The sequence below is a fragment of the Carnobacterium funditum DSM 5970 genome (genome assembly GCF_000744185.1).
GTDB classification, from domain to species: Bacteria; Bacillota; Bacilli; order Lactobacillales; family Carnobacteriaceae; genus Carnobacterium_A; species Carnobacterium_A funditum.
In genome coordinates, this window is the sequence record NZ_JQLL01000001.1 from 120,982 (window position 1) to 142,052 (window position 21,071).

Annotated in this window: 17 protein-coding genes; all 17 read left to right on the plus strand. The window is 28.8% G+C overall.

Annotation, left to right across the window (positions count from 1 at the left end):
- Positions 1-18: 18 nt before the first annotated feature.
- Complete coding sequence (locus BR44_RS00530; RefSeq protein WP_034549659.1) at positions 19-942, plus strand: glycosyltransferase; 924 nt, start codon at positions 19-21, stop codon at positions 940-942.
- A 268-nt stretch (positions 943-1,210) separates the two neighbouring features.
- Positions 1,211-2,422: a hypothetical protein gene (locus tag BR44_RS00535; RefSeq protein WP_051912404.1), complete on the plus strand. Its 1,212-nt coding sequence runs from the start codon at positions 1,211-1,213 to the stop codon at positions 2,420-2,422.
- Between the two features lie 74 nt (positions 2,423-2,496).
- A complete protein-coding gene (locus BR44_RS00540; RefSeq protein ID WP_034549662.1) occupies positions 2,497-3,879 on the plus strand; it encodes a sugar transferase in 1,383 nt (460 codons plus the stop codon).
- Positions 3,880-4,067: 188 nt separating this feature from the next.
- Entirely contained in the window at positions 4,068-5,204 is a 1,137-nt protein-coding gene (locus tag BR44_RS00545) for a glycosyltransferase (RefSeq protein WP_034549665.1), read from the plus strand.
- A 214-nt stretch (positions 5,205-5,418) separates the two neighbouring features.
- Positions 5,419-6,621, plus strand: coding sequence for an O-antigen ligase family protein (locus tag BR44_RS00550; RefSeq protein WP_169740182.1), 1,203 nt, complete (start codon positions 5,419-5,421; stop codon positions 6,619-6,621).
- Positions 6,600-7,619: a hypothetical protein gene (locus BR44_RS00555; protein ID WP_034549670.1), complete on the plus strand. Its 1,020-nt coding sequence runs from the start codon at positions 6,600-6,602 to the stop codon at positions 7,617-7,619. Before BR44_RS00550 ends, BR44_RS00555 begins: the two co-directional genes overlap by 22 nt.
- Before the next feature lie 9 nt (positions 7,620-7,628).
- Positions 7,629-8,393 carry a glycosyltransferase family 2 protein gene (locus BR44_RS00560; RefSeq protein WP_342668062.1) on the plus strand — a complete coding sequence of 255 codons (765 nt, stop codon included), beginning with the start codon at positions 7,629-7,631 and terminating at the stop codon, positions 8,391-8,393.
- A gap of 41 nt (positions 8,394-8,434) precedes the next feature.
- Positions 8,435-9,793: a lipopolysaccharide biosynthesis protein gene (locus BR44_RS00565; protein WP_034549675.1), complete on the plus strand. Its 1,359-nt coding sequence runs from the start codon at positions 8,435-8,437 to the stop codon at positions 9,791-9,793.
- A gap of 8 nt (positions 9,794-9,801) precedes the next feature.
- The gene (locus BR44_RS00570) at positions 9,802-10,788 is read left to right on the plus strand and encodes a glycosyltransferase family 2 protein (protein WP_245592901.1); all 987 of its coding nucleotides are present in this window, start codon (positions 9,802-9,804) and stop codon (positions 10,786-10,788) included.
- Between the two features lie 45 nt (positions 10,789-10,833).
- Positions 10,834-11,940 (plus strand): non-hydrolyzing UDP-N-acetylglucosamine 2-epimerase, encoded by a 1,107-nt coding sequence (wecB, locus tag BR44_RS00575; RefSeq protein ID WP_034549676.1) that lies wholly within the window; start codon positions 10,834-10,836, stop codon positions 11,938-11,940.
- Between the two features lie 54 nt (positions 11,941-11,994).
- Positions 11,995-13,215 carry a nucleotide sugar dehydrogenase gene (locus BR44_RS00580; RefSeq protein WP_034549678.1) on the plus strand — a complete coding sequence of 407 codons (1,221 nt, stop codon included), beginning with the start codon at positions 11,995-11,997 and terminating at the stop codon, positions 13,213-13,215.
- A gap of 114 nt (positions 13,216-13,329) precedes the next feature.
- Positions 13,330-14,430, plus strand: coding sequence for a glycosyltransferase (locus BR44_RS00585; RefSeq protein ID WP_051912405.1), 1,101 nt, complete (start codon positions 13,330-13,332; stop codon positions 14,428-14,430).
- Between the two features lie 104 nt (positions 14,431-14,534).
- Complete coding sequence (locus BR44_RS00590; protein WP_034549680.1) at positions 14,535-16,094, plus strand: hypothetical protein; 1,560 nt, start codon at positions 14,535-14,537, stop codon at positions 16,092-16,094.
- A 370-nt stretch (positions 16,095-16,464) separates the two neighbouring features.
- A complete protein-coding gene (locus tag BR44_RS00595) occupies positions 16,465-17,202 on the plus strand; it encodes a WecB/TagA/CpsF family glycosyltransferase (RefSeq protein ID WP_034549682.1) in 738 nt (245 codons plus the stop codon).
- Between the two features lie 381 nt (positions 17,203-17,583).
- Positions 17,584-18,750, plus strand: a complete 1,167-nt coding sequence (locus BR44_RS00600) for a nucleotide sugar dehydrogenase (protein ID WP_034549684.1) — start codon at positions 17,584-17,586, stop codon at positions 18,748-18,750.
- A gap of 71 nt (positions 18,751-18,821) precedes the next feature.
- Positions 18,822-19,805: a dTDP-glucose 4,6-dehydratase gene (gene rfbB / locus BR44_RS00605; protein ID WP_034549686.1), complete on the plus strand. Its 984-nt coding sequence runs from the start codon at positions 18,822-18,824 to the stop codon at positions 19,803-19,805.
- A gap of 136 nt (positions 19,806-19,941) precedes the next feature.
- Positions 19,942-21,018 (plus strand): glycosyltransferase family 4 protein, encoded by a 1,077-nt coding sequence (locus tag BR44_RS00610; protein WP_034549688.1) that lies wholly within the window; start codon positions 19,942-19,944, stop codon positions 21,016-21,018.
- Positions 21,019-21,071: the final 53 nt, after the last annotated feature.

Sequence of the window (21,071 nt, forward strand, 5' to 3'; positions counted from 1 at the left end):
TTCTAAAGGAGTATACGAATGAAGAATAAACCACTTGTTTCAGTGATTGTACCAGTATACAATGTTGAAGAATATATAGAAGAATGTCTGGAATCGATTATAAATCAAACTTATCAAGAACTTGAAATTCTTGTAATAGAAGATGGAAGTACCGATGAAAGCCCGCAAAGAATACAGAACTATTTAAGTGATGATCGGATTATTTTTATTGAACAGAAAAATAAAGGATTGTCAGGTGCTCGTAATACTGGGATGGCTAAAGCCACAGGTAAATACATCTTGTTTGTCGATTCAGATGACTACATTGATACTAACTTATTGTCTGAACTCGTTCCATTAATGGAAGGAAAAAAACTTGATTTAATTCGTTTTAATGGAATGGCCTTCACAGATGGTATGGAAAAAGAGATCAATCAAAAATATTATGACTTCAGCCATCGTTTAGTAGAAAATCATATTTATGAAGAAGATAGCTTTAAAGCGAATAGCAAGACGTTTGTTTCACCAGTGTATTTATATTTAACTAGGAAAGGCGTACTGACAGAAAACAACTTAACATTCAGAGAAGATATCATCCATGAAGATGAACTCTTTACTCCACAGGTTTTTATTCATATAAAAACGATGATGTACGTTAATGCCTTTTATTATTATAGAAGATACAGACAAAACTCTATTATGACGATACAGACACCGGAACAACGACAACGGTCGTTTGATTCTTACTTTAAAATTTTTGAAGAATTAGAATTATTGTATCAAAGTGATATTTATAATAAGAAACAAAAAAAATTAATCAAACGTCAAATGTTATCCATATATAGTGGTTTGAAAGAAAAAAAATCAAAAAAAGAAGGGAAGCAGAAAATTAATAACCAGACAAAGTCTATTACGTTAAAAGATAAAAGTTACTTGAAATTATTGAAATTTAAAAACCGTTAGATATATTGAAAGATGATACGTTCTATAAGTCTCTTCAATTTTTCTTTTAATAGATAAATTGAGGGGACTTGTATTTTTTAACTCTGAAGTATCAAGTCTTAGCAGTCATATTAACTGAGTTTCATGTGAATAAATATTAAAGAAACTTTATATTTCAACAATTCAGTTTGTGATATAATAAGCAGAATATTCAGGGGAAAAATAATATAGTCATAAAAAAAATAGTATTTAAAGATAAAGTATTTTATTTAAAAGGAGAATAGTTAAGATGAATTATAGTTACCTGGGCGATAAGTGGCTAAGTATCAATAAAAAAGTCGATAATATATGGGCACACATATTCTTATACTTATTATCATTTTCATTTGTTGTTACAGATTGGATGATAGGAATATTTACATTATCTGATTTTGTTTTTTTAATAATATTATTTTTAATGTTGATTACTGGTAATTTTATTTTTAAGAAAGAACAAGTCATATTGTCTATGGCGCTTATAGCTGTAGTATTTTTAAATGTTCTCTTTAGTGATATGTATAACGAAAGTTTCCAAATTTCTGTTGGAATAGCAGGTTTGGTGAAAATAACATTTTACTTGGTTACTATAATGGGGTTATACAACTTTATAAAGAAAAGAGAATTAGAAAACAAAGCTTTAATTGCTATAAATGTTGTAGCCGTTATTGTTTCGTTGATAGGTATATATATTACGATAGCAATATATTCAGACGGTGCATTACCTTTTGATTTTTTTTGGGAATTTACAAGGAGCGATCGTTTAAGTTATTCATTTAATTGGAACGATCAATTCATTCGGTCAAGAAGCATTTTTTCAGAACCCTCATATTTTGGTTACTATTTAAATATAATTTTGGGAATAAACTACTTTAATAAAGTGGGAATGAATATATCTAAATGGGTAAATATGTTTTTAACAGTGATGATTATCCTAACCTTTTCATACAGTTCTATTGCTATAATGATAATTATTCAGATGTTAAAAAGTTTTGACTTTGTTAAAAATAAAGACTTCAAATGGAACAACTTTTATTATTTTTATATTTTTATAGTAGTTATGGTTATTTTTGTTTTTTGGGAAACGTTTAGTGAGACTTTGCTTAAGCGTACACTAGACATATTGTCGGGAGAAGATACATCAGCAATTAATAGAATTACAAACAGTTGGCAGTATACTAATAAAGAACATTTATTTTTAGGAAATGGTATCGGACATACCCCGTCCATCTGGAATATCTATGCCTATATGTTATCAGATTTTGGGATAATTGCATTTGCTTGTTCGGTTATTTTTACAGGATATATTATGATGAAAAACTTTAGAATAGGTATGTTATTTTTATTGCTAAACTTTCAAAAAGGGGGATACTTATCTAATTCTTTTTGGATATTTTTACTATTGATATTTCTTTTTATGAGTTCTCAAAATACCCAGAAAAATAAAAAGATATATAAGCATTAATGGGATTTAGAATTAGAATATGGTAATATAAATTAATGTACATTCTAGAAGAAGATTATTGGAGGAAAAAGTAAATGAATCAAGGAGAAAAATTTAGTAAAACAAAGAAAATTTTGATAGGTGCAATTGATATAGCTCTATTTCATTTCTCAATTCTACTTTCTTTTTATTTACAATTTGGCCAAAACATACCTGAAAGAAATTTAAGTACGTATACCAGTGCTGTTATTTATATCATGGTTCCATTTATAATATTAAATTTACTGTTTGGAGCATATGTTTTATATAATAAATCATTAACAGATTTTATTTATTTGACTATTATTATTCAAATACTCATGACGATTGCTATAATGGCGGTAACCTTTGCAGGAAGATGGTTCGCATTTCCAAGATCAGTTTTAGTTATTAGTTTATTTACCAGCTCATTAGTGTTGATAATTTGGAGAATAATAATATTTAAAGTATATCTCAGATATAGCGGTACAAAAAAAGTAATGGTTGTTGGAAATGAGATGAAAGTAGCATCAACTATTTTTAATTTTGATCAAGCTAAAAATGGACGTCACAAGATAACGTTAGTAGCAGTAGATAATTTTTATAAAAATATCAAAGAAAATATGAATGCTTTCGATATTGTTTATTTGGCTAGTCAAATAAAAGAAGAAGAAAAAATTGCGATTTATGATTTAATGATTAAGTATGATAAGAAAATATTTTTAACTACTAGTTTCGAGAATTTAATTTTAGTTAATCCGAATATTATGAATATTGAAGACGAAAGTATCATAGAGGCTTCAAATTTTAGGATTTCAGATGAAGATAGTTTTATTAAAAGAATTACGGATATATTATTTTCGTTACTTTTAATTATTTTAAGTTCACCATTAATGATAATAACTGCCATATTAGTCAAAACAACTTCTAAAGGACCGATTTTTTATAAACAAGTTCGCATTACTAAAGATAGTGCTGAATTTAACGTTTTAAAATTTAGAAGTATGAGTGCTACGGCTGAAAGTGATACAGGTCCAGTACTGGCAGCCTCAAATGACACTAGGGTGACGACAGTTGGAAAATATATTAGAGCATTGAGAATAGACGAATTACCGCAACTATTTAATGTCATAAAAGGAGATATGTCAGTAGTAGGTCCTCGCCCCGAACGTCCTTTTTTTGTAAATCAGTTTCAAAAAGAAAATAAATATTATTATTTACGGCACAATGTTCGTGCGGGTATTACTGGTTATGCTCAGGTATATGGTAAATATGCAACAGACTTTAATAGTAAGTTGAATTTTGACTTACTGTATATAAAAAAATATTCAATTCTATTAGATATAAAAATAATGTTACAGACAATAAAAATATTGTTCGATAAGGTTTCTTCGCAAGGGTTAGAAGAACAACAAAATGGAAATAAAAAGATACCTGAAAATGTGACTGTTTTAAAATAAATAAATAGATTTTATATAGATATGGAATGAAAAAATGAGTTTCATTCTATTGCTAAGTCGATGAGAAATAGAATAATTATCTTATAGAAGAGTTTTTAGTGAAATACTTGGTTAAACTACTATTATCTACAGCATTCAATATATTATGCTGTAGATAATTCATAAAATATATATATGGAAGTGAAAAAATGACTATTAAGGTATTACACATTATGAGCGGTTTTGGTGGTGGAATATCAGCTTTTGTGTGGAACAAGATAAAATCAGTTGATAAAAATAAAGTTACGTTTGATGTCCTTACCTATGATGAGTGTAGTACAGAATTTATAAACGATGTTGAGAATATGGGTGGACATGTGCAAGTTATGCCTAACCCTAAGATAAAAGGATGGATAAGTTTTTACAAAACGGTAAATAATCTTTTTAAGAATAATAAATATTCTATGGTTCATTCACACATAACCGGTTATCGGGCAATACCTTTTTATTTAATAGCAAAAAAAAATAAAATAAATCGTTTTGTTATTCATGCCCACACTTCTTCGGATGAGACAAAACCTGAAAAAAATATAGAAAATATTAATAGAAAAATTAACAATATTTTAGCAAAACAAAGAGTATCTTGTGGAGCTAAGTCTTCAGAATTTGTTTTTGGGTCTAAGTATGTAGAGCAAAAAAAAATTATGCATATTCCAAATAGCATAAACGATTCGTTATATTTTGAAGACGAAATTAATATAAAAGAATTTAAAAAAGATATTTTAGGAGAAACTTCTCCTGACACAATTATTATTGGTCATGTAGGAAGATTTCATGAAGTGAAGAACCATAATTTTATGATCCAAATCATGACTCAATTGCAAAAGTTGAATGTCGATTTTGTTTGGTTATTTATTGGTGAGGGAGATTTAAGGGGAGATATAGAAGCTAAGATTGAAAAACAAGGATTGGAACGTTTTGTAAAGTTCGTAGGCAGGAGAAATGATGTTTCCAAGTTTTATAGCATGATGGATGTATTTGTATTGCCATCTTTCTATGAAGGCTTTCCAACAGTAGCTGTTGAAACTCAAGCAGCCGGGATACCAACCATACTTTCAAATAGAATTACAAAAGAGGTTGACTTGGAGATGGGATTAATTGAGTTTGAACCTATTGATGCAGGTGTGAAAAAATGGGTTGAAAAAATTGTTCAAGCTAAAAATAAAGAAATACTTTCAAAAGAAAAAAGAAAAATGATCATTGACTCTAAGTGTTTTTCTAATAAAAATTCTGCCTTACTTTATGAAGAATTCATACTTAAAAAGATTTCTCATTATGAAATCTAAGAATTACAAAACCCTTTTAAAAGAAAGGAGTGCTTAATTGAGAAAACTAACATATTTATTGGTTGGTTCAGTTTTTCTGGGAGCTCAAATACTGGCAATAGATGTTGGAATTGCTAAACTTTCAATGTATAGATTGATATTATTATTAATGACATCTCTCATAGTGATAATGATATTTAAAAATGATTCGAGACTGAATTTTACCTCTAACTTAATGAGTAAAAATTATACTAGATTTTATTTTTTTTGGCTATTATATGCTCTAATTTCAGTTATTTGGATTAAAGATATAACAGCCTGGGTAAATGCTATCTTTTTCCTTGGAAGTGGATGCTTGTCTATGTATTACATGGGTATCTTTATACGTACAGAAAAGGATATGAATAGAATTTTCCAAACAATTGCTGTCATGATTACGATGCATAACTTTATAGGTTGGGCAGAGATAATAACTGGGAAATATCTCTTTGCGAATTTAGATAAACTAGATAGGTACAACACTTTTTCTAGTCAACCAAATACGAGAATACCAATTTCGATATACGCTAACCAAAATGATTTTGCAACGATGTTGCTAGCAGGTATTACGGTGATTTATATCTTATATATAACTAGTAAAAAGTATTCTTTTAAATTTTTGTACTTAATGATTATTTTTTCATCAATATTTTTGTTGTATAAGACAGATTCTAGAGCTAACCTGTTAGGATTAATATTAGGAATTATAGTTTTATTATTTCTTAAGTACTTTTCATTGTTTAATGTAAGAACGTTTATCAAACTGTTAACTATAGGAATGATTACCTTTATTCTAGCCTATTTATTTTCCCCATTTTTGCAAGATAAAGTAACTTCGATAATGGTTAACCTTCAAACGAGTGTCTTCGTTGAGGGTAATTCTAATATGACTAGAGTTAATTTGATACGAAATGGTTTTTATTTTTTAGTTAAATCATTTGGATTTGGAACTGGAGCAGGAAATGTAGAATATTGGATGCAACATTATCCTTCTTTCGCAACCGGTACAATTTATAACATTCATAATTGGTGGATGGAAATCTTAACAGGATACGGTGTTGTAGTATTTATCCTTTATATGTTTGTATATGTATTAATGCTGAGACAGTTGTACGTTAATTACAAATTTGCTGATAACCAGTTTATCAGTAAAACATCGGCAGTTTTTTTAGCATATATGTTCTCTTTCTTTATGTCCTCTATATCTTCCGCTTCTAACATATTGATTGAATGGCAATGGGTATTTTGGGGTGTAATCGTAACTTTTATTAGATTTAGTGAAGGAACTTCGATGAAAGAAATGTATGCGACAAGAAGTATATTAAAAAGTGACATTGAATTAAAAATAAAGGATAAATTTTATAAAGGGGGAAGAAAATGGAAATTCAAACGCTTATAAAAGAAGTAAGATTATTTTTAAAAGAATACATGAAAAAAATTATAGTATTGACGGGAGTTATTGTCACTATAGGTATAATTCTTCAAGTTAGTTTGTACTTTTTAGATAGCCAATCACAAGATAATACAAAAAATGGTATTACCCCGGTTCATACTGCGTCATTTGAAATTTATATAGAGCAAAATAATATTGGAGCATTTACTAACTCTTATTTAATTGAAGAATATCTAAAGCAAGAAAATGTTGTGAAAAAAATAGAGAAATCAACAAACTTAGCTATTCTACCAATACTGAATGAATATGAAGAGACTCACACAGTTATCACTACAACTGATGAAGATCCTATTAATGTATTTAGAAATACATCTACAAATATTCTAACTGTTTCATTTGGTATTGGTACTGAAGAGGAAGACTTGGAGACAGCAGAAGCATATTACAGTTGGCTACAAGAGAATGATTTTCAATTTTTTGACGATAAAATTATCTATTATATTTCATCACCAGAATCTACTGAGGATTTTATCAATGAACAAGAGAACTCTCCTTCAATTATACGGTTAATTATAAATCTAGTTCTAGTTGTTTTTGGAGGTATAATCTTGGGAATTGCACTTTCTTTGATAAAAACGTTGTTTAACAAAAAAATTAACTATGCCTTCACTTACAGTTGGGATGAAAAAGACGTTTTCTTGAACTATACAGATGAGTATAATGCTACAAAAATTGTACAAAGTATCTTACATCCTTATCTTGAGAAAAAAGTAGTAATCAGTGAGCAACCCATAAGCGAAGAAATTATTGAAACTATCAATAAAGTTCAACAAGGCGAAAATATTTTATTTGTGTCAGAGCTATCAACCATTGATCCAAAATTAGAAATTGATGAAGTAATTATTGTTATTTATAGAAATGAGACTTTGAAAAAATGGTATCAAAATCAAAGAAAGCAATTAAAAAACTATCCTAATACGACAATTAAAATTATACAATTATAAAAAGTAAGGGTGAATATATTGGGAAATCCTAAAGTATCTATCATAACGCCTGTTTACAATGCTGAAAAATTCATTGCAAATACTATTAAATCTGTCAGAAATCAAACTTTTGAAGACTTTGAAATGATTTTAATAGATGATTGTTCCCAAGACAATAGTGAAGAAATTATACAGAAAATTTCAAACATTGATCAGCGGATTCGTTATATACGATTAAAAAAAAATTCAGGAGCTGCTGTTGCAAGGAATACTGGTTTACAAGCAGCTAGGGGTGAATATGTAGCTTTTATAGATAGTGATGATAGTTGGAAAAAAGAAAAGCTAGAAAAACAAATTCTATTTATGAAAAAAAATAATGCTGTATTTACATATACAGCATTTGAAACAATCTCAGAAGAAGGCAAAGTGTTAAAAAACAAAGTTAATGTACCAACAAAACTAAATTATTCAGATTTGTTAAAAAATACCGCAATAGCTTGTTCTACGGTAATTATCAATAGGACAGCGGTTGGAAATTTTAGTATGCCACTGGTAAGAAAAGGGCAAGATACGGCCACTTGGCTTATGTTATTAAAAAATAATACCACTTACGCTTATGGCTTAAATGAAGTTTTGTCTTCCTATAGAAATGTGAAAGGGTCAATTTCAGATGATAAATTTAGCGCATTGAAACGTACTTGGAATACTTACTACCATATAGAAAAGCTATCATTTCTTAAAGCTTTATATTACTTTTCTTGGTATATATTTAATGCAATCAAAAAAAGATTATGAGTAATTTTAAAAATGTTGATTAGAAATTAGGAGCGTTAAGAATGCAATTGATTAAGAATATTATAAGGGTTTCTATCGCTAATGTTATGAATTTTGGAAGTAGTTTTATAGTTGGTTTTATATTGCCAGCGTATTTAAGTGTAGCAGAATACGGAATGTACAAAGAATATACGTTATATTTGAGTTTTGTATATATCTTTAATTTTGGATTTAATGATGGTATTTATATTAAATATGGCGGAAAAGATTATGGGGAAATAAACAAAAAAGAACTTCATGAAGAACATACATTTATAACTTTATTTCAGTTTATTGTATTTTTATGTATGTTGGCTTTTTCTTTTATAATAAAGGATTTAATATTAATTTTATTTTCAATAGTCACTCTGTTCATGTCAATAATAACTTATCATCAGAATTTCGCTCAAGCTACTGGGAATTTTAAAGTATATTCAAATGCAAATATTTTTAAGACAATTATTAATATTTCTACTATTTTATTTGCAATATTTATTTTGAATAGTAGCGATTATGTAATATATATAATAATGAATATTGTAACAAACATATTCATCTTCTTATTATATGAAGTCGTTTTTTTGAAAGAATATGGGTTGAATTTTAGAATTAGCTTTAAAAATAAAGTTAGTATATTTAAGATAGGTATATTTGTATTGATAGCCAATATGTCAATGACTTTTGTTGGCAATATTGGTTCTTGGGTTGTTAACTTCGGATTTCCTATAGAAGACTTCTCGCAATATTCATTTTCAACGTCTATGCTAAATTTAATTTTGTTAATTGTTAATGCTGTTGGTTTGATTTTTTATAATATTATTTCAAAAAATGAAAATGAAGAAATGCTTAAATTCACTAAAAGAATTTTATTACTACTTGGCATAATTGGCGGCTTATTATTTTTCGTTTTTAAAGTAATCATTGAAGTGTTCTTAAGCAAATATACTCCAGCACTTTCTTTGTTATCGATAACATTTATTTCTATACCATATATCATGGTAGCTAATGTAATCATTACAAATTTATATAAATCAAGAAAAAATGAAAAAAAATATTTTAGAGATGTCATAGCATTTGCTACAAGTTCCTTAATACTCGTTGGATCTGTTTATTTAATAACAGACAATATGACAAGTATAGCTTTAGCAACAACATTCGCTTATATTTTTTGGTATCTGTATTCAACAAATAAAGAATATAAATATTTGAAAAGCACAAAAAGAGAGTATCTTCTACTAATCAGCCACTTTATTGTTTTTTATTTAACAGCAAATTATGTTAGTAACATATGGGGAGCATTTCTTTATTTAATATATATAATAATTGTTTCAATTATGTTTAGAAATGATTTTAAAAAAATTATACTATACGCTAGAAAATAATAAATAGAATGGAAATGATTCAATTGACAAGAGATTTAATATCAATCGTTGTTCCTTGCTATAACGAAAAAGATGTTTTAATGTTATTTTTCAATGAAGTAGAAAGTGTGATAAAGAAGATAAAAGATGCAGAAATTGAATACGTTTTTATAAATGATGGTTCAAAAGATGGGACGTTAGAAATTCTTCGTAATCTATCTTTAAAAAATAACAATGTGAGGTACCTTTCGTTTTCTAGAAACTTTGGGAAAGAAGCCGCTATATTTGCTGGATTAGAGCATGCAAGTGGAGATTACATTGTCATAATGGATGCTGATTTACAAGATCCTCCTGATCTTTTACCTGTTATGTATCAAGCAATCAAAAAAGATGATTATGATTGCATTGGAACAAGAAGAACTGATAGAGTAGGAGAACCACCCATACGTTCTTTCTTTGCCAAGCAATTTTATCGTATTATCAATAAAATTTCTGATACTGAAATTGTAGATGGCGCTAGAGACTATCGCTTTATGACAAAACAAATGGTCGATGCGGTTTTGGAGGTAAGAGAATATAATCGTTTTTCAAAAGGGATTTTTAGTTGGGTAGGTTTCAAAACTAAATATATTGAATATGAAAATAAGAATAGAGCTGCAGGAGAAACATCATGGTCATTTTGGGATTTATTGAAATATTCTTTAGATGGTATCGTATCCTTTTCTGATGCTCCATTATCATTTGCTTCTTTAGTAGGATTACTTTCTTTTATAGTAGCGATTATGACAGCACTAGCTATTTCTGTAAGAACGTTAATATTTGATAATCCTACGTCTGGGTGGACTTCATTAGTAGTCATTGTTATGGGGATAGGTGGATTACAATTATTTTGTTTAGGTATAGTAGGAAAGTATTTAGGGAAAACATTTTTAGAATCAAAAAATAGACCAATATATATTTTAAAAGAAACAGAAAAAGATATAAAAGTAACTATGCAAAATAATAAAAGAATATAGTAACTTATAAAAAATATGAAAATATAAAAGAAAGTAAGGGATGTTATGAAAAGAAAAGTTATGGTTGTATTTGGTACTAGACCTGAAGCTATAAAAATGTGCCCGCTAGTAAAAGAATTAAAAAGTAGAAAAGAATTAGATGTGACAGTCTGTGTGACAGGTCAACATAAAGAAATGTTAAATCAAGTATTGAAAGCATTCGATGTAAAACCAGATTTTGATTTAGAGATAATGAAAGATAATCAAACTTTATTTGATGTAACTACTAATATATTAAATGGTATAAAACAAATATTAGATGAAGTGAAACCCGATATCGTCCTAGTACATGGAGATACATCGACAACATTCGTTACTTCATTAGCTTGTTTCTATCTTCAAATTCCGATTGGACATGTCGAAGCTGGGCTTAGAACCTATGATATAAATTCACCGTATCCTGAAGAATTTAATCGACAAGCTGTTGGTTTGGTAGCAAAATACCATTTTGCTCCAACAGAAAATGCAAAAAAAGCATTACTAAGAGAAGGTAAGGCAGAAACAGATATATTTGTAACAGGAAATACAGCCATTGATGCATTAAATACAACTATTTCAGAAAACTACACTCATCCGGATTTAGATTGGGCTTCAGATAGTAGGCTAATTCTTTTAACAGCACATAGAAGAGAAAATCAAGGGGAACCTATGCATAATATGTTTCGAGCTATCCGAAGAATCGTTGAGGAAGAAACCGATATTAAAGTGATTTATCCGATTCATATGAATCCAATAGTACGAAAAGCTGCTGCACAAGAATTAGGTGATTCTGATAGAGTCAGAATTATAGATCCGTTAGATGTATTAGATTTCCATAACTTTTTGGCCAACTCATATTTAATCTTAACAGATAGTGGAGGCATACAAGAGGAAGCTCCGAGTCTTGGAATTCCGGTGCTGGTTATGAGGAATACTACAGAAAGACCTGAAGGAATAGCCGCTAAAACATTGAAGTTAGTTGGTACGAATCAAGAATCTATATATACTAATTTCAAAAACCTTTTAGAAGATAAAGAGCTTTACAAAGAAATGAGTCATGCATCTAATCCATATGGTGATGGTTTTGCTAGTAAGAGAATCGCGGATGCTTTAATTGAAAATTATAAAAAATAGTGTTAAATTGTGCTATACTAATAAAAGAATCTTAATAGATGTGGAGATGTAAAAATGATTAATGTAATAGGTTTAGGATATATAGGACTTCCTACTGCGCTAATGATGGCTTCTGTTGGAAATGAAGTAATAGGAACGGATTATAGTGAAGAAATTGTTAACCAGTTAAACATGGGTAGCGTTCCTTTTGAAGAAAACGGAATAGTAGAACTATACGCTGATGCAGTAGATAAAGGAATAAAATTTACAACTGAATATCAAAAAACGGATATGTATATAATTACTGTTCCTACCCCATACATTAAATCAAGTAAAAAAATTGATCCCAAATATATTATTTCAGCAGTTACCTCAGTATTAAATGTTGCTGAAAAGGGAGCAGTTATTGCTATTGAATCAACGGTTTCTCCAGGAACGATGGATAAATTTGTAAAACCTTTAATTGAAGAGAAAGGCTTTAAATTAGGCGAGGATATTCACTTAGTACACACTCCTGAGCGCATATTACCTGGTAATATGATTCATGAATTAAAACACAATTCGAGAACTATAGGAACAGATAATGTTGAAGTTGGCGAACGAATTAAAAAAGTGTATCAAACTTTTTGCGAATCAGAGATAGCTATTACAGATATTCGTACTGCAGAAATGACAAAAGTTGTCGAGAATACATTTCGAGATATTAATATCGCATTTGCGAATGAATTAGCTAAAATTTGCCGTTCCGATGACTTAGATGTTTATGAAATTATTAGAATTGCAAATAAACACCCTCGTGTTGATATTCTTAATCCAGGCCCAGGGGTTGGGGGACATTGTATTTCTGTAGACCCTTGGTTTTTAGTGGGAGATTATCCAGGGTTAACTAACTTAATTTTGACAGCACGTCATACAAATGATTCGATGCCAGAATTTGTATTAAATCGTGCGTATACAATTATGAAAGAGAATGGATTAACAGATTTTTCTAGGATAGGATTGTATGGCTTAACATATAAGGCAAATGTAGACGATGTTCGCGAAAGTCCAACTTTTCAATTACTTGAAAAAATGGAAGAACATTTATCAGCTGGCTTAAAGGTCTATGATCCATTAGTAAAAAAAAATATAGTTGAAAATCAATATGATAATTTTAATACATTTCTTAATGATGTAGACTTTATTATTGTTATGGTCGGACATAATCATATCATAGAAAATGAAGCGGCTTTAACAGGGAAAATTGTACTAGATACCCAAAACATATTGACTATAGACAATCGTTACTTCTTATAATTATTGAGGTACAAGAGTGTTAAAACTTTTGTACTTCTTTTAATTAATCGCTAATTTAATGAAAGGTTGTTGAAAAGTATGCGTATATGCATCATAAGGAACGCAGAAGGTAAAATGAATGCTCAATTAGAACGTGTAGGGAATTCTTTATCTGAAACAAAAAATGAATATTTCTTCGTTACACGAAATCGTGATGCAGTAAAAAAAGGCAATATTATTGAAAAAGAACTAACTATAAATGGTAAGAACATTAAAAATTATGAGATCCAGCTTCCTGCAATAATTGGTGGTGGATTTAAAAATATTGTACCAATGTTAGAATACAAACGAATTCTTTCAAAGTGGCTTAAAGAAAATGTGAATAAATATGATGTCATTCATGCCATAGATTATGATGTTGGTTCGGTGGCTATCAACATATGTGAAAAATATAATAAAAAGCTAGTTTATCATATTGCAGATTTCTATGCGGATAGTCGTTTGAGTATTCCTATATTAGCTAAAAAAATTCTTCGGAAAAAAGAATATAACATTATTAACCGTGCTAGTGTTACTATTATTTGTTCTGAGGATAGATTAAAACAAATAGAAGGAAGCCAACCTAAAAAAATTATAGTTGTTCATAATACGCCGGCAAGAAAACAAACAGTTACAAAAAAAGATATTAAATTAAATGAAAAAGACAATCTATTGTTGACCTATGTTGGAGGGTTAGAGAAAAAAAGATTTATTGATAAAGTGATACCAGCTGTCAAAGAAGATACAAATTATAAGTTGTTTTTAGCTGGATCACTAGGAGATGCTCGAGAATCTTTCAACGATATTGATGAGATAGAAAATGTCACTTATTTAGGGAAGTTGCCCTATGAAAAAGCCTTAGAATTATATGAAAATACAGATATTATGTTCGCCATATATGATCCGAATCATCCGAATCATCAATATTCAGCTGCAAATAAGGTGTATGAAGCTATGCTTATGGGAAAAGCAATTATTGTAGCTGCGAATACTGGAATGGATAAAATTGTTAAAGAAGAAAACATGGGATACATTATAGACTTCAATCAACAGAATTTCTCTGAATTATTGACACATATTTCAAAAAATCGCGAAGAACTTTATGAAAAAAGTTTAAATGCAGCACGTGCATACAAAAAATATTCATGGGAAGAAATGAAAAATCGATTGGTTTCATTATATGAAGAATTAAATTAAAAATACGGGTTAAGCTTACTGATATTTAGAAAAGATAATAAATGACAAATTCCTTTAAAATCGATTATCAAGGTTTTTAAATTTGTAGAGGGGAATATGAGCTTTTGAAAAAACTAAAGAATTTTGAACTAAATACTATGTTACCTTTTATCGCAATAGTGCTATTAACATTTATCACTTCGTTAGTTCTACATTCCAATCCATTTTCAGAAGCTTTAGCGAAACACGATTCAAGTATGTTTACATATTTTGGATATGCTATGGAAAATGGGAAAATAATGTATACAGATATATTTGATCACAAAGGTCCAATTATATTTATATTTAATTATTTAGGCATATTAATGTCAACAGCAAATTTTGATGGAATCTATATAATTGAATTTATTAGTCTTTTCACTTTCTTTGTTTTCACCTTTAAAACTGGGAAGTTATGGAATACTAATTTAGTTTCTTTTATACCTTTAATAATTGAAGCTATTACATTAACCTTTTTTTTAGAAGGTGGAAATTTAACAGAAGAGTACGCTCTGCCATTCATTGCTTATAGTCTATATAGTTTTGTGAAGTTTTTTAAGAATAATAAAAAAATAATTTCATATGAAATTATATTGATAGGAATTTCTTTTTCAATTGTTTTTTTATTAAGAGCAAATATGGTATCTTTATGGCTAATATTTTGTTTAGTCATATTAATTGATTTTATACGAAACAAAGAGTACGTTAAATTACTAAAAGTTCTTGGCTTATTTTTATTTGGTGTAAGCATCATCCTTATACCAATCTGTTCATATTTGTATATGAACAATGCACTGAAAGACGGTATTTTTCAATCACTTATTTTTAATTTTATTTATTTAGATACTTCTGGTGAGAGAAATGATGCAGTCAGAGTACTTTACTCTATGTTATCTAACTATTATTTAGTCATGATTTTTTCGGCTTTTCTAGCACAAATAGCTTTTAAATGGGAAAAATTTGATAGTAGTGAAAAAAAAATCATTGTTGCTAGCATTTTATTTGCAATATTATCATATTATACAAGTGTAATGTCGGGAAGAACCTACAAACACTACTTGATGCCAATGATTCCAACAGTTACATTGCCTTTAGCGATATTATTAAATGAAATTCCAAAAAAAATATCACAGATTAAACTTATTTGCGTAGTTAGTCTAGTTATCGGACTAACTTATAATATTCAGTTAATTGATATTTATGAAAAAATATATGTTACTAATATAGTAGAAGTCAACGAATCAGATGGTATAGATGTAAAAGAACAAATAATATTAAATAACAAAAATAAAAAAGCCAATCTTTTAGAGGTCGCAGACGTTATTAAGAATAATACGGAAATAACAGATGAAATATATGTTCATAGAAAATCTGGTTATTTATATCTATTAAGTGATAGATTATCATCTATTAAATACTTTAACTTACCGGCTATAGATTTAAATCAGGATCCTCTTATTGGAGATGATTTTATATATGACATCACTCATTCGAATACAGCTCTTATAGCAATAGATTCTAGTTTTAATAGCAAAAGAAAGGTAGGAATAGAACTGGAATTTTATAACTTTATTTTAAAAAGTTATGATTTAATATATGATGATAATGGATATTCTATTTACTTAAATAAAAGTATTAACAAATAAAGCATGTGTTTTAAAATTGATTAAGACAGACACGAAACCTTTCGTAATAAACTTTATGCCTATTTAGAACTGAAGTGAAAATAGGAGTAATTACAAGTAAGTTTTGTCTATCTCACTTTGAAAAAAATTTAATAAGATAAGTTTTGATGAAACTATTTACAAAATTATTTCTTTCCTTCATTAAGAAGAAACAGCTCTTGATGGCTCTAAACGAGAAACTGATTAGTTTATTACGAAAAACAGACTACTAAATTATCATTTTAATATCGGTGTCTTTAAAGTTATTAGAGACGGAAAAAAATTAATGTAAAAAAATTCTCTATTACAATAAATTTAGAGGATTAATATAAATTAAAAAATAGGTGGTTGAATGAAAACAAAAAAAATAGAAATTTTAAACGTACCATTCGATAATTTAACACATAAAAATTTTGTGTCTCAGTTAATAAAAAAAGTTGAGAATGGAGAAAAAACATTTGTAATTACAGCTAACCCAGAAATAGTTATGTATGCAAATTGTAACGATGATTATATGAAATTGTTAAAACGTGCTAATTTTATTACAGCTGATGGAATCGGTATAATAAAAGGTTCAAAAATATTAGGTAACCCTATTACTGAGAGAGTAACTGGATACGACTTAATGCTTGGTTTGTTCCACGAAGCACACACACTTAAAAAGAAAGTTTACTTATTGGGATCTAGGCAAGAAGTGATTGAACTAGCTGTAAAAAAAATAGAAAAAGAATTTCCTGATATTACTGTAGTAGGTTATCATAATGGTTACTTTAATTTATCAGACGACCAGATTATAAAAAATGTTTTAGATTCAAATGCAGATATGGTTTTTGTCGGTATAGGTTTTCCAAGACAAGAAAAATGGATTGAACAGTACCTTGAAAAAGCTGATAAAGGTTTGGTTATGGGTGTAGGGGGATCATTTGATGCCTTTACCGGCAAAGTAAAAAGAGCACCAGCTGTTTTTATTGAATTAAATTTAGAATGGTTTTATCGCTTAATAAGACAACCTTTTAGATTTAAACGTATGCTAGTTTTACCAAAATTTTTAATAGCGGTCAGGAAAGAAAAAAAACTAGCAAAAAAATGAAGTTAAATGTATAGAATTTTAAAATTGATGTGTGTGGATTTCCTTATGATTTTTTGTGAGGGTTATTCTTTTAACTAGACTTAGAAATTATATCTATTTAATGAATCCATGTAATATGTATTAGTAAGAGTTACTTTACGCAGACTTCTATGAAATATTAAAGAGTGCTTAATAAATAATTATTAAAAGAAAAGTCGATAATATTTTTTAATAGTACTTTTAGTAGTGGAATTATGTATGTTAAAATAATATACAAGATAAAAATGGCGGAAAATAAGTAAATGTACTTTTTTTAACAATGGACTTTAAAGTTTTTAGAAATAATGTTCTGATAAATAAACTTATTTTTGAAAAATTTAACAGTTATAAAGGAGCATATGTATGAAAATAACAGTAGTAGGTACGGGTTATGTAGGTTTATCTAATGCAGTATTATTGGCTCAACACAATGATGTGACTGCACTAGAGATTATTGAAGAGAAAGTAGAATTAATTAATCAAAAAAGATCTCCAATTGCTGATAAAGAAATTGAAGAATATCTAAAAACAAAAGAATTAAATTTAATTGCAACAACAGATAAAGTAACCGCCTATAAACAAGCTGACTTTGTCATTATATCCACTCCAACGAATTATGATGATAAAAAAAATTACTTTGATACTTCTACAGTAGAAAGTGTTATTGAAGATGTTTTAATATATAATCCCTCTGCAATGATGATTATAAAGTCTACTGTACCTGTAGGATATACAGAAGAAACAAAAGAAAAGTATGGAACAGAAAACATTATATTTGCTCCAGAATTCTTAAGAGAAGGTAAAGCATTGTACGATAATCTGTATCCTTCAAGAATTATTGTAGGTTCAGAATCAGCAAAAGCAAGAGTTTTTGCTGAATTACTGGTTGAAGGAGCTATCAAAAAAGATATCTCTGTTCTCTTTATGGCCTCAACTGAAGCTGAAGCAGTAAAATTGTTTTCAAATACTTATTTAGCATTGCGAGTAGCTTATTTTAATGAACTCGATACTTATGCAGAAGTAAGAGGTTTAAATACTAAATCAATTATTGAAGGTGTTAGCTTAGATCCCAGAATAGGCTCTCACTACAATAATCCTTCGTTTGGTTATGGGGGGTACTGTTTACCAAAAGATACAAAACAGCTATTGGCAAATTATGAAGATGTACCTAACAATATTATTGGGGCTATTGTAGATGCTAATAGCACGCGCAAGGATTTTGTTGCGAAACAAATAGTTGAAATGAATCCTAATATTGTAGGAATATATCGTTTAACAATGAAAAAAGATTCAGACAACTTTAGAGCTTCCTCTATTCAGGGAATCATGAAACGGATTAAGTCAAAAGGAATTGAAGTTGTCGTTTATGAACCTGTCTTAAAAGAAAAAACTTTTTATAATTCAAAAGTTATTCAAGACTTAGAAGAGTTTAAACAACTATCAGATGTTATTGTATCCAATCGTTTAGAAGAAGAATTATATGATGTGAAAAAGAAAGTTTATACTAGAGACTTGTTTAATAAAGACTAAATAAATAGCAGTACATTATTTATAAAAAAGTTTAACTGATAGTTATATTTCTATTTTAGGTGGGAAAAATAATGAATATTTTAGTAACTGGTGGAGCAGGTTTTATTGGCAGTAATTTTGTTCATTACATGTTAGAAAACTATCCTAAATATAAAATTATTAATTTAGATCTATTAACCTATGCTGGAAATATCCACAATTTAGATGATATAAAGGATAATCCAAAACATTTTTTTGTACAAGGAAATATTATAAATAAAGAATTAGTGCGTCATTTAGTAAATTCACATAATATTACACATTTTGTGAATTTTGCAGCTGAATCGAATGTTGATCGTAGTATTATAAATCCTGAAATATTTGTGGGAACGAATATTCAAAAAACTTTAGTCTTGTTAACAGTGGCCAAAGAAATGGGAATTAAAAAATACGTGCAAGTTTCAACTGATGAAGTATACGGAGAACTAGGATCAAAAGGTTGCTTTACTGAAAAAACTCCTTTAGCTCCAAATAATCCTTATTCTGCCAGTAAAACAGGGGCAGATTTATTAGTGCGCTCGTATTATAAAACATATGGTATGAATGTTAATATTACTCGGTGTTCGAATAATTATGGTCCAAATCATTTTCCAGAAAAATTAATTCCTTTAATGATTACAAATGGGATAGATGGTAAACCCTTACCAATTTACGGTGATGGTTTTAATGTGCGTGACTGGTTACATGTACAAGACCATTGTCAAGCAATCGACTTAGTATTACATAAGGGACTTAAAGGAGAGGTGTACAATATTGGTGGTCATAACGAACATACCAATAATGAAATTGTTGACTTGATTGTTGACAAACTAGGGTTGTCTCGTGAGTTGATTGTATATGTTGCGGACCGCTTGGGTCATGATAAAAGGTATGCTATTGATCCAACTAAGCTGGAAAAGGAATTAGGATGGAAACCAAAATATACTTTTGATAGTGGCATCCGAGAAACAATTGAATGGTATCAACAAAATGAAGATTGGTGGCGTCCTTTAAAGGAATCTACTAGACTCAATTAAAATGAGTTCGTTTCATAATGTAAACTGCTTTCTAAATGTTAGATTTGAGGCTAATATTTTAGATAGTAGTTTATTTATATTTTTTTAATAGCTATTGAAACTAAAAAAAATAACAATAAAAAAGAGGGAAACAACAGTGAAAATATTACATATTAATGCCGGACTAGAAGAAGGTGGGGCAAAGACTCACATTTTATCCTTATTGAGTCAATTTCCTTCTGGAATGGCTGAATTACTATTATTAGAAGAAGGTTCTATTTCTCAAGAAGCTCGTTTATTAGGGATTAAAGTTCATGTTATAAAACAACGCTCTCGTTATGATTTGACTATACTAAAGAGATTAATAGATTTTATTAAAGTGAATCATTATGATGTAGTCCATACACACGGTGCTAGATCTAATCTTTTGCTAGCATTAATCAGAAAGCGATTAAATTTGACTTGGGTAGCGACGGTACATAGCGATCCGGTCTTAGACTTTATGGGTAATGGATTAAAAGGAAAGATATTCTCTTATTTAAATTTGAAAAGTTTGAAGAAGGTTGATAAATTGATTGCAGTTACGGAAAGACTAAAATCTGATTTAATTAAAAAAGATGTTTCAAAAGAAAAAATTTTTGTGGTATATAATGGAATCATTTTTGGTGAAAATCCAGTTGTGAAGAAAACTCATACAATATTCACATTAACGTGTGTTGCCAGACTACATCCAGTTAAAGCACATGATTTTCTATTTGAAGTCTTAAAGTCTAGTGGGTTAACGAACTTTCATTTAAATGTTGTTGGAGATGGTGAATTGCGCCATAAATTAGAACTAAAAGTCTCAGAATTGAAACTAGAAAAGCAAATACAATTTCACGGCTCTTTAGATAAATTAGAAATAGAAAAAATCTTACAACAAACGGATGTAACTGTTCTAACTTCATTAAGTGAAGGATTTCCTTTGGTATTATTAGAATCTGCAGAACAAAAGATACCTTTTATTAGTACAAATGTTGGAGACATCGCAAAATTAGTACCAGATTCATCATACGGTTGGCTAATCCCTTCTCTAAACCCTAATGCACTTTCTGCTGCATTAAAAGAAGCATATGTGTTTTGGCAAACAGGCACATTATCAGCAAAAGGGGAGAAATTATTTGAATTAGCTTCAAAGAAATTTTCATTAAAGTCTGCTTATTTAGAAACTATTAGAGTTTATGAAGCTAGATAACTTATTAGAATACGTAACATGAATGAATAATTCTGGATCAATCACAGCGCTTT

Excerpts from the sequence above, each read along its gene's own strand:
- BR44_RS00530 (WP_034549659.1), top strand. The coding sequence starts at position 19 with ATGAAGAATAAACCACTTGTTTCAGTGATTGTACCAGTATACAATGTT.
- BR44_RS00535 (WP_051912404.1), top strand. The coding sequence starts at position 1,211 with ATGAATTATAGTTACCTGGGCGATAAGTGGCTAAGTATCAATAAAAAA.
- BR44_RS00540 (WP_034549662.1), top strand. The coding sequence starts at position 2,497 with ATGAATCAAGGAGAAAAATTTAGTAAAACAAAGAAAATTTTGATAGGT.
- BR44_RS00545 (WP_034549665.1), top strand. The coding sequence starts at position 4,068 with ATGACTATTAAGGTATTACACATTATGAGCGGTTTTGGTGGTGGAATA.
- BR44_RS00550 (WP_169740182.1), top strand. The coding sequence starts at position 5,419 with ATGAGTAAAAATTATACTAGATTTTATTTTTTTTGGCTATTATATGCT.
- BR44_RS00555 (WP_034549670.1), top strand. The coding sequence starts at position 6,600 with ATGGAAATTCAAACGCTTATAAAAGAAGTAAGATTATTTTTAAAAGAA.
- BR44_RS00565 (WP_034549675.1), top strand. The coding sequence starts at position 8,435 with ATGCAATTGATTAAGAATATTATAAGGGTTTCTATCGCTAATGTTATG.
- BR44_RS00570 (WP_245592901.1), top strand. The coding sequence starts at position 9,802 with ATGGAAATGATTCAATTGACAAGAGATTTAATATCAATCGTTGTTCCT.
- wecB (WP_034549676.1), top strand. The coding sequence starts at position 10,834 with ATGAAAAGAAAAGTTATGGTTGTATTTGGTACTAGACCTGAAGCTATA.
- BR44_RS00580 (WP_034549678.1), top strand. The coding sequence starts at position 11,995 with ATGATTAATGTAATAGGTTTAGGATATATAGGACTTCCTACTGCGCTA.
- BR44_RS00585 (WP_051912405.1), top strand. The coding sequence starts at position 13,330 with ATGAATGCTCAATTAGAACGTGTAGGGAATTCTTTATCTGAAACAAAA.
- BR44_RS00595 (WP_034549682.1), top strand. The coding sequence starts at position 16,465 with ATGAAAACAAAAAAAATAGAAATTTTAAACGTACCATTCGATAATTTA.
- BR44_RS00600 (WP_034549684.1), top strand. The coding sequence starts at position 17,584 with ATGAAAATAACAGTAGTAGGTACGGGTTATGTAGGTTTATCTAATGCA.
- rfbB (WP_034549686.1), top strand. The coding sequence starts at position 18,822 with ATGAATATTTTAGTAACTGGTGGAGCAGGTTTTATTGGCAGTAATTTT.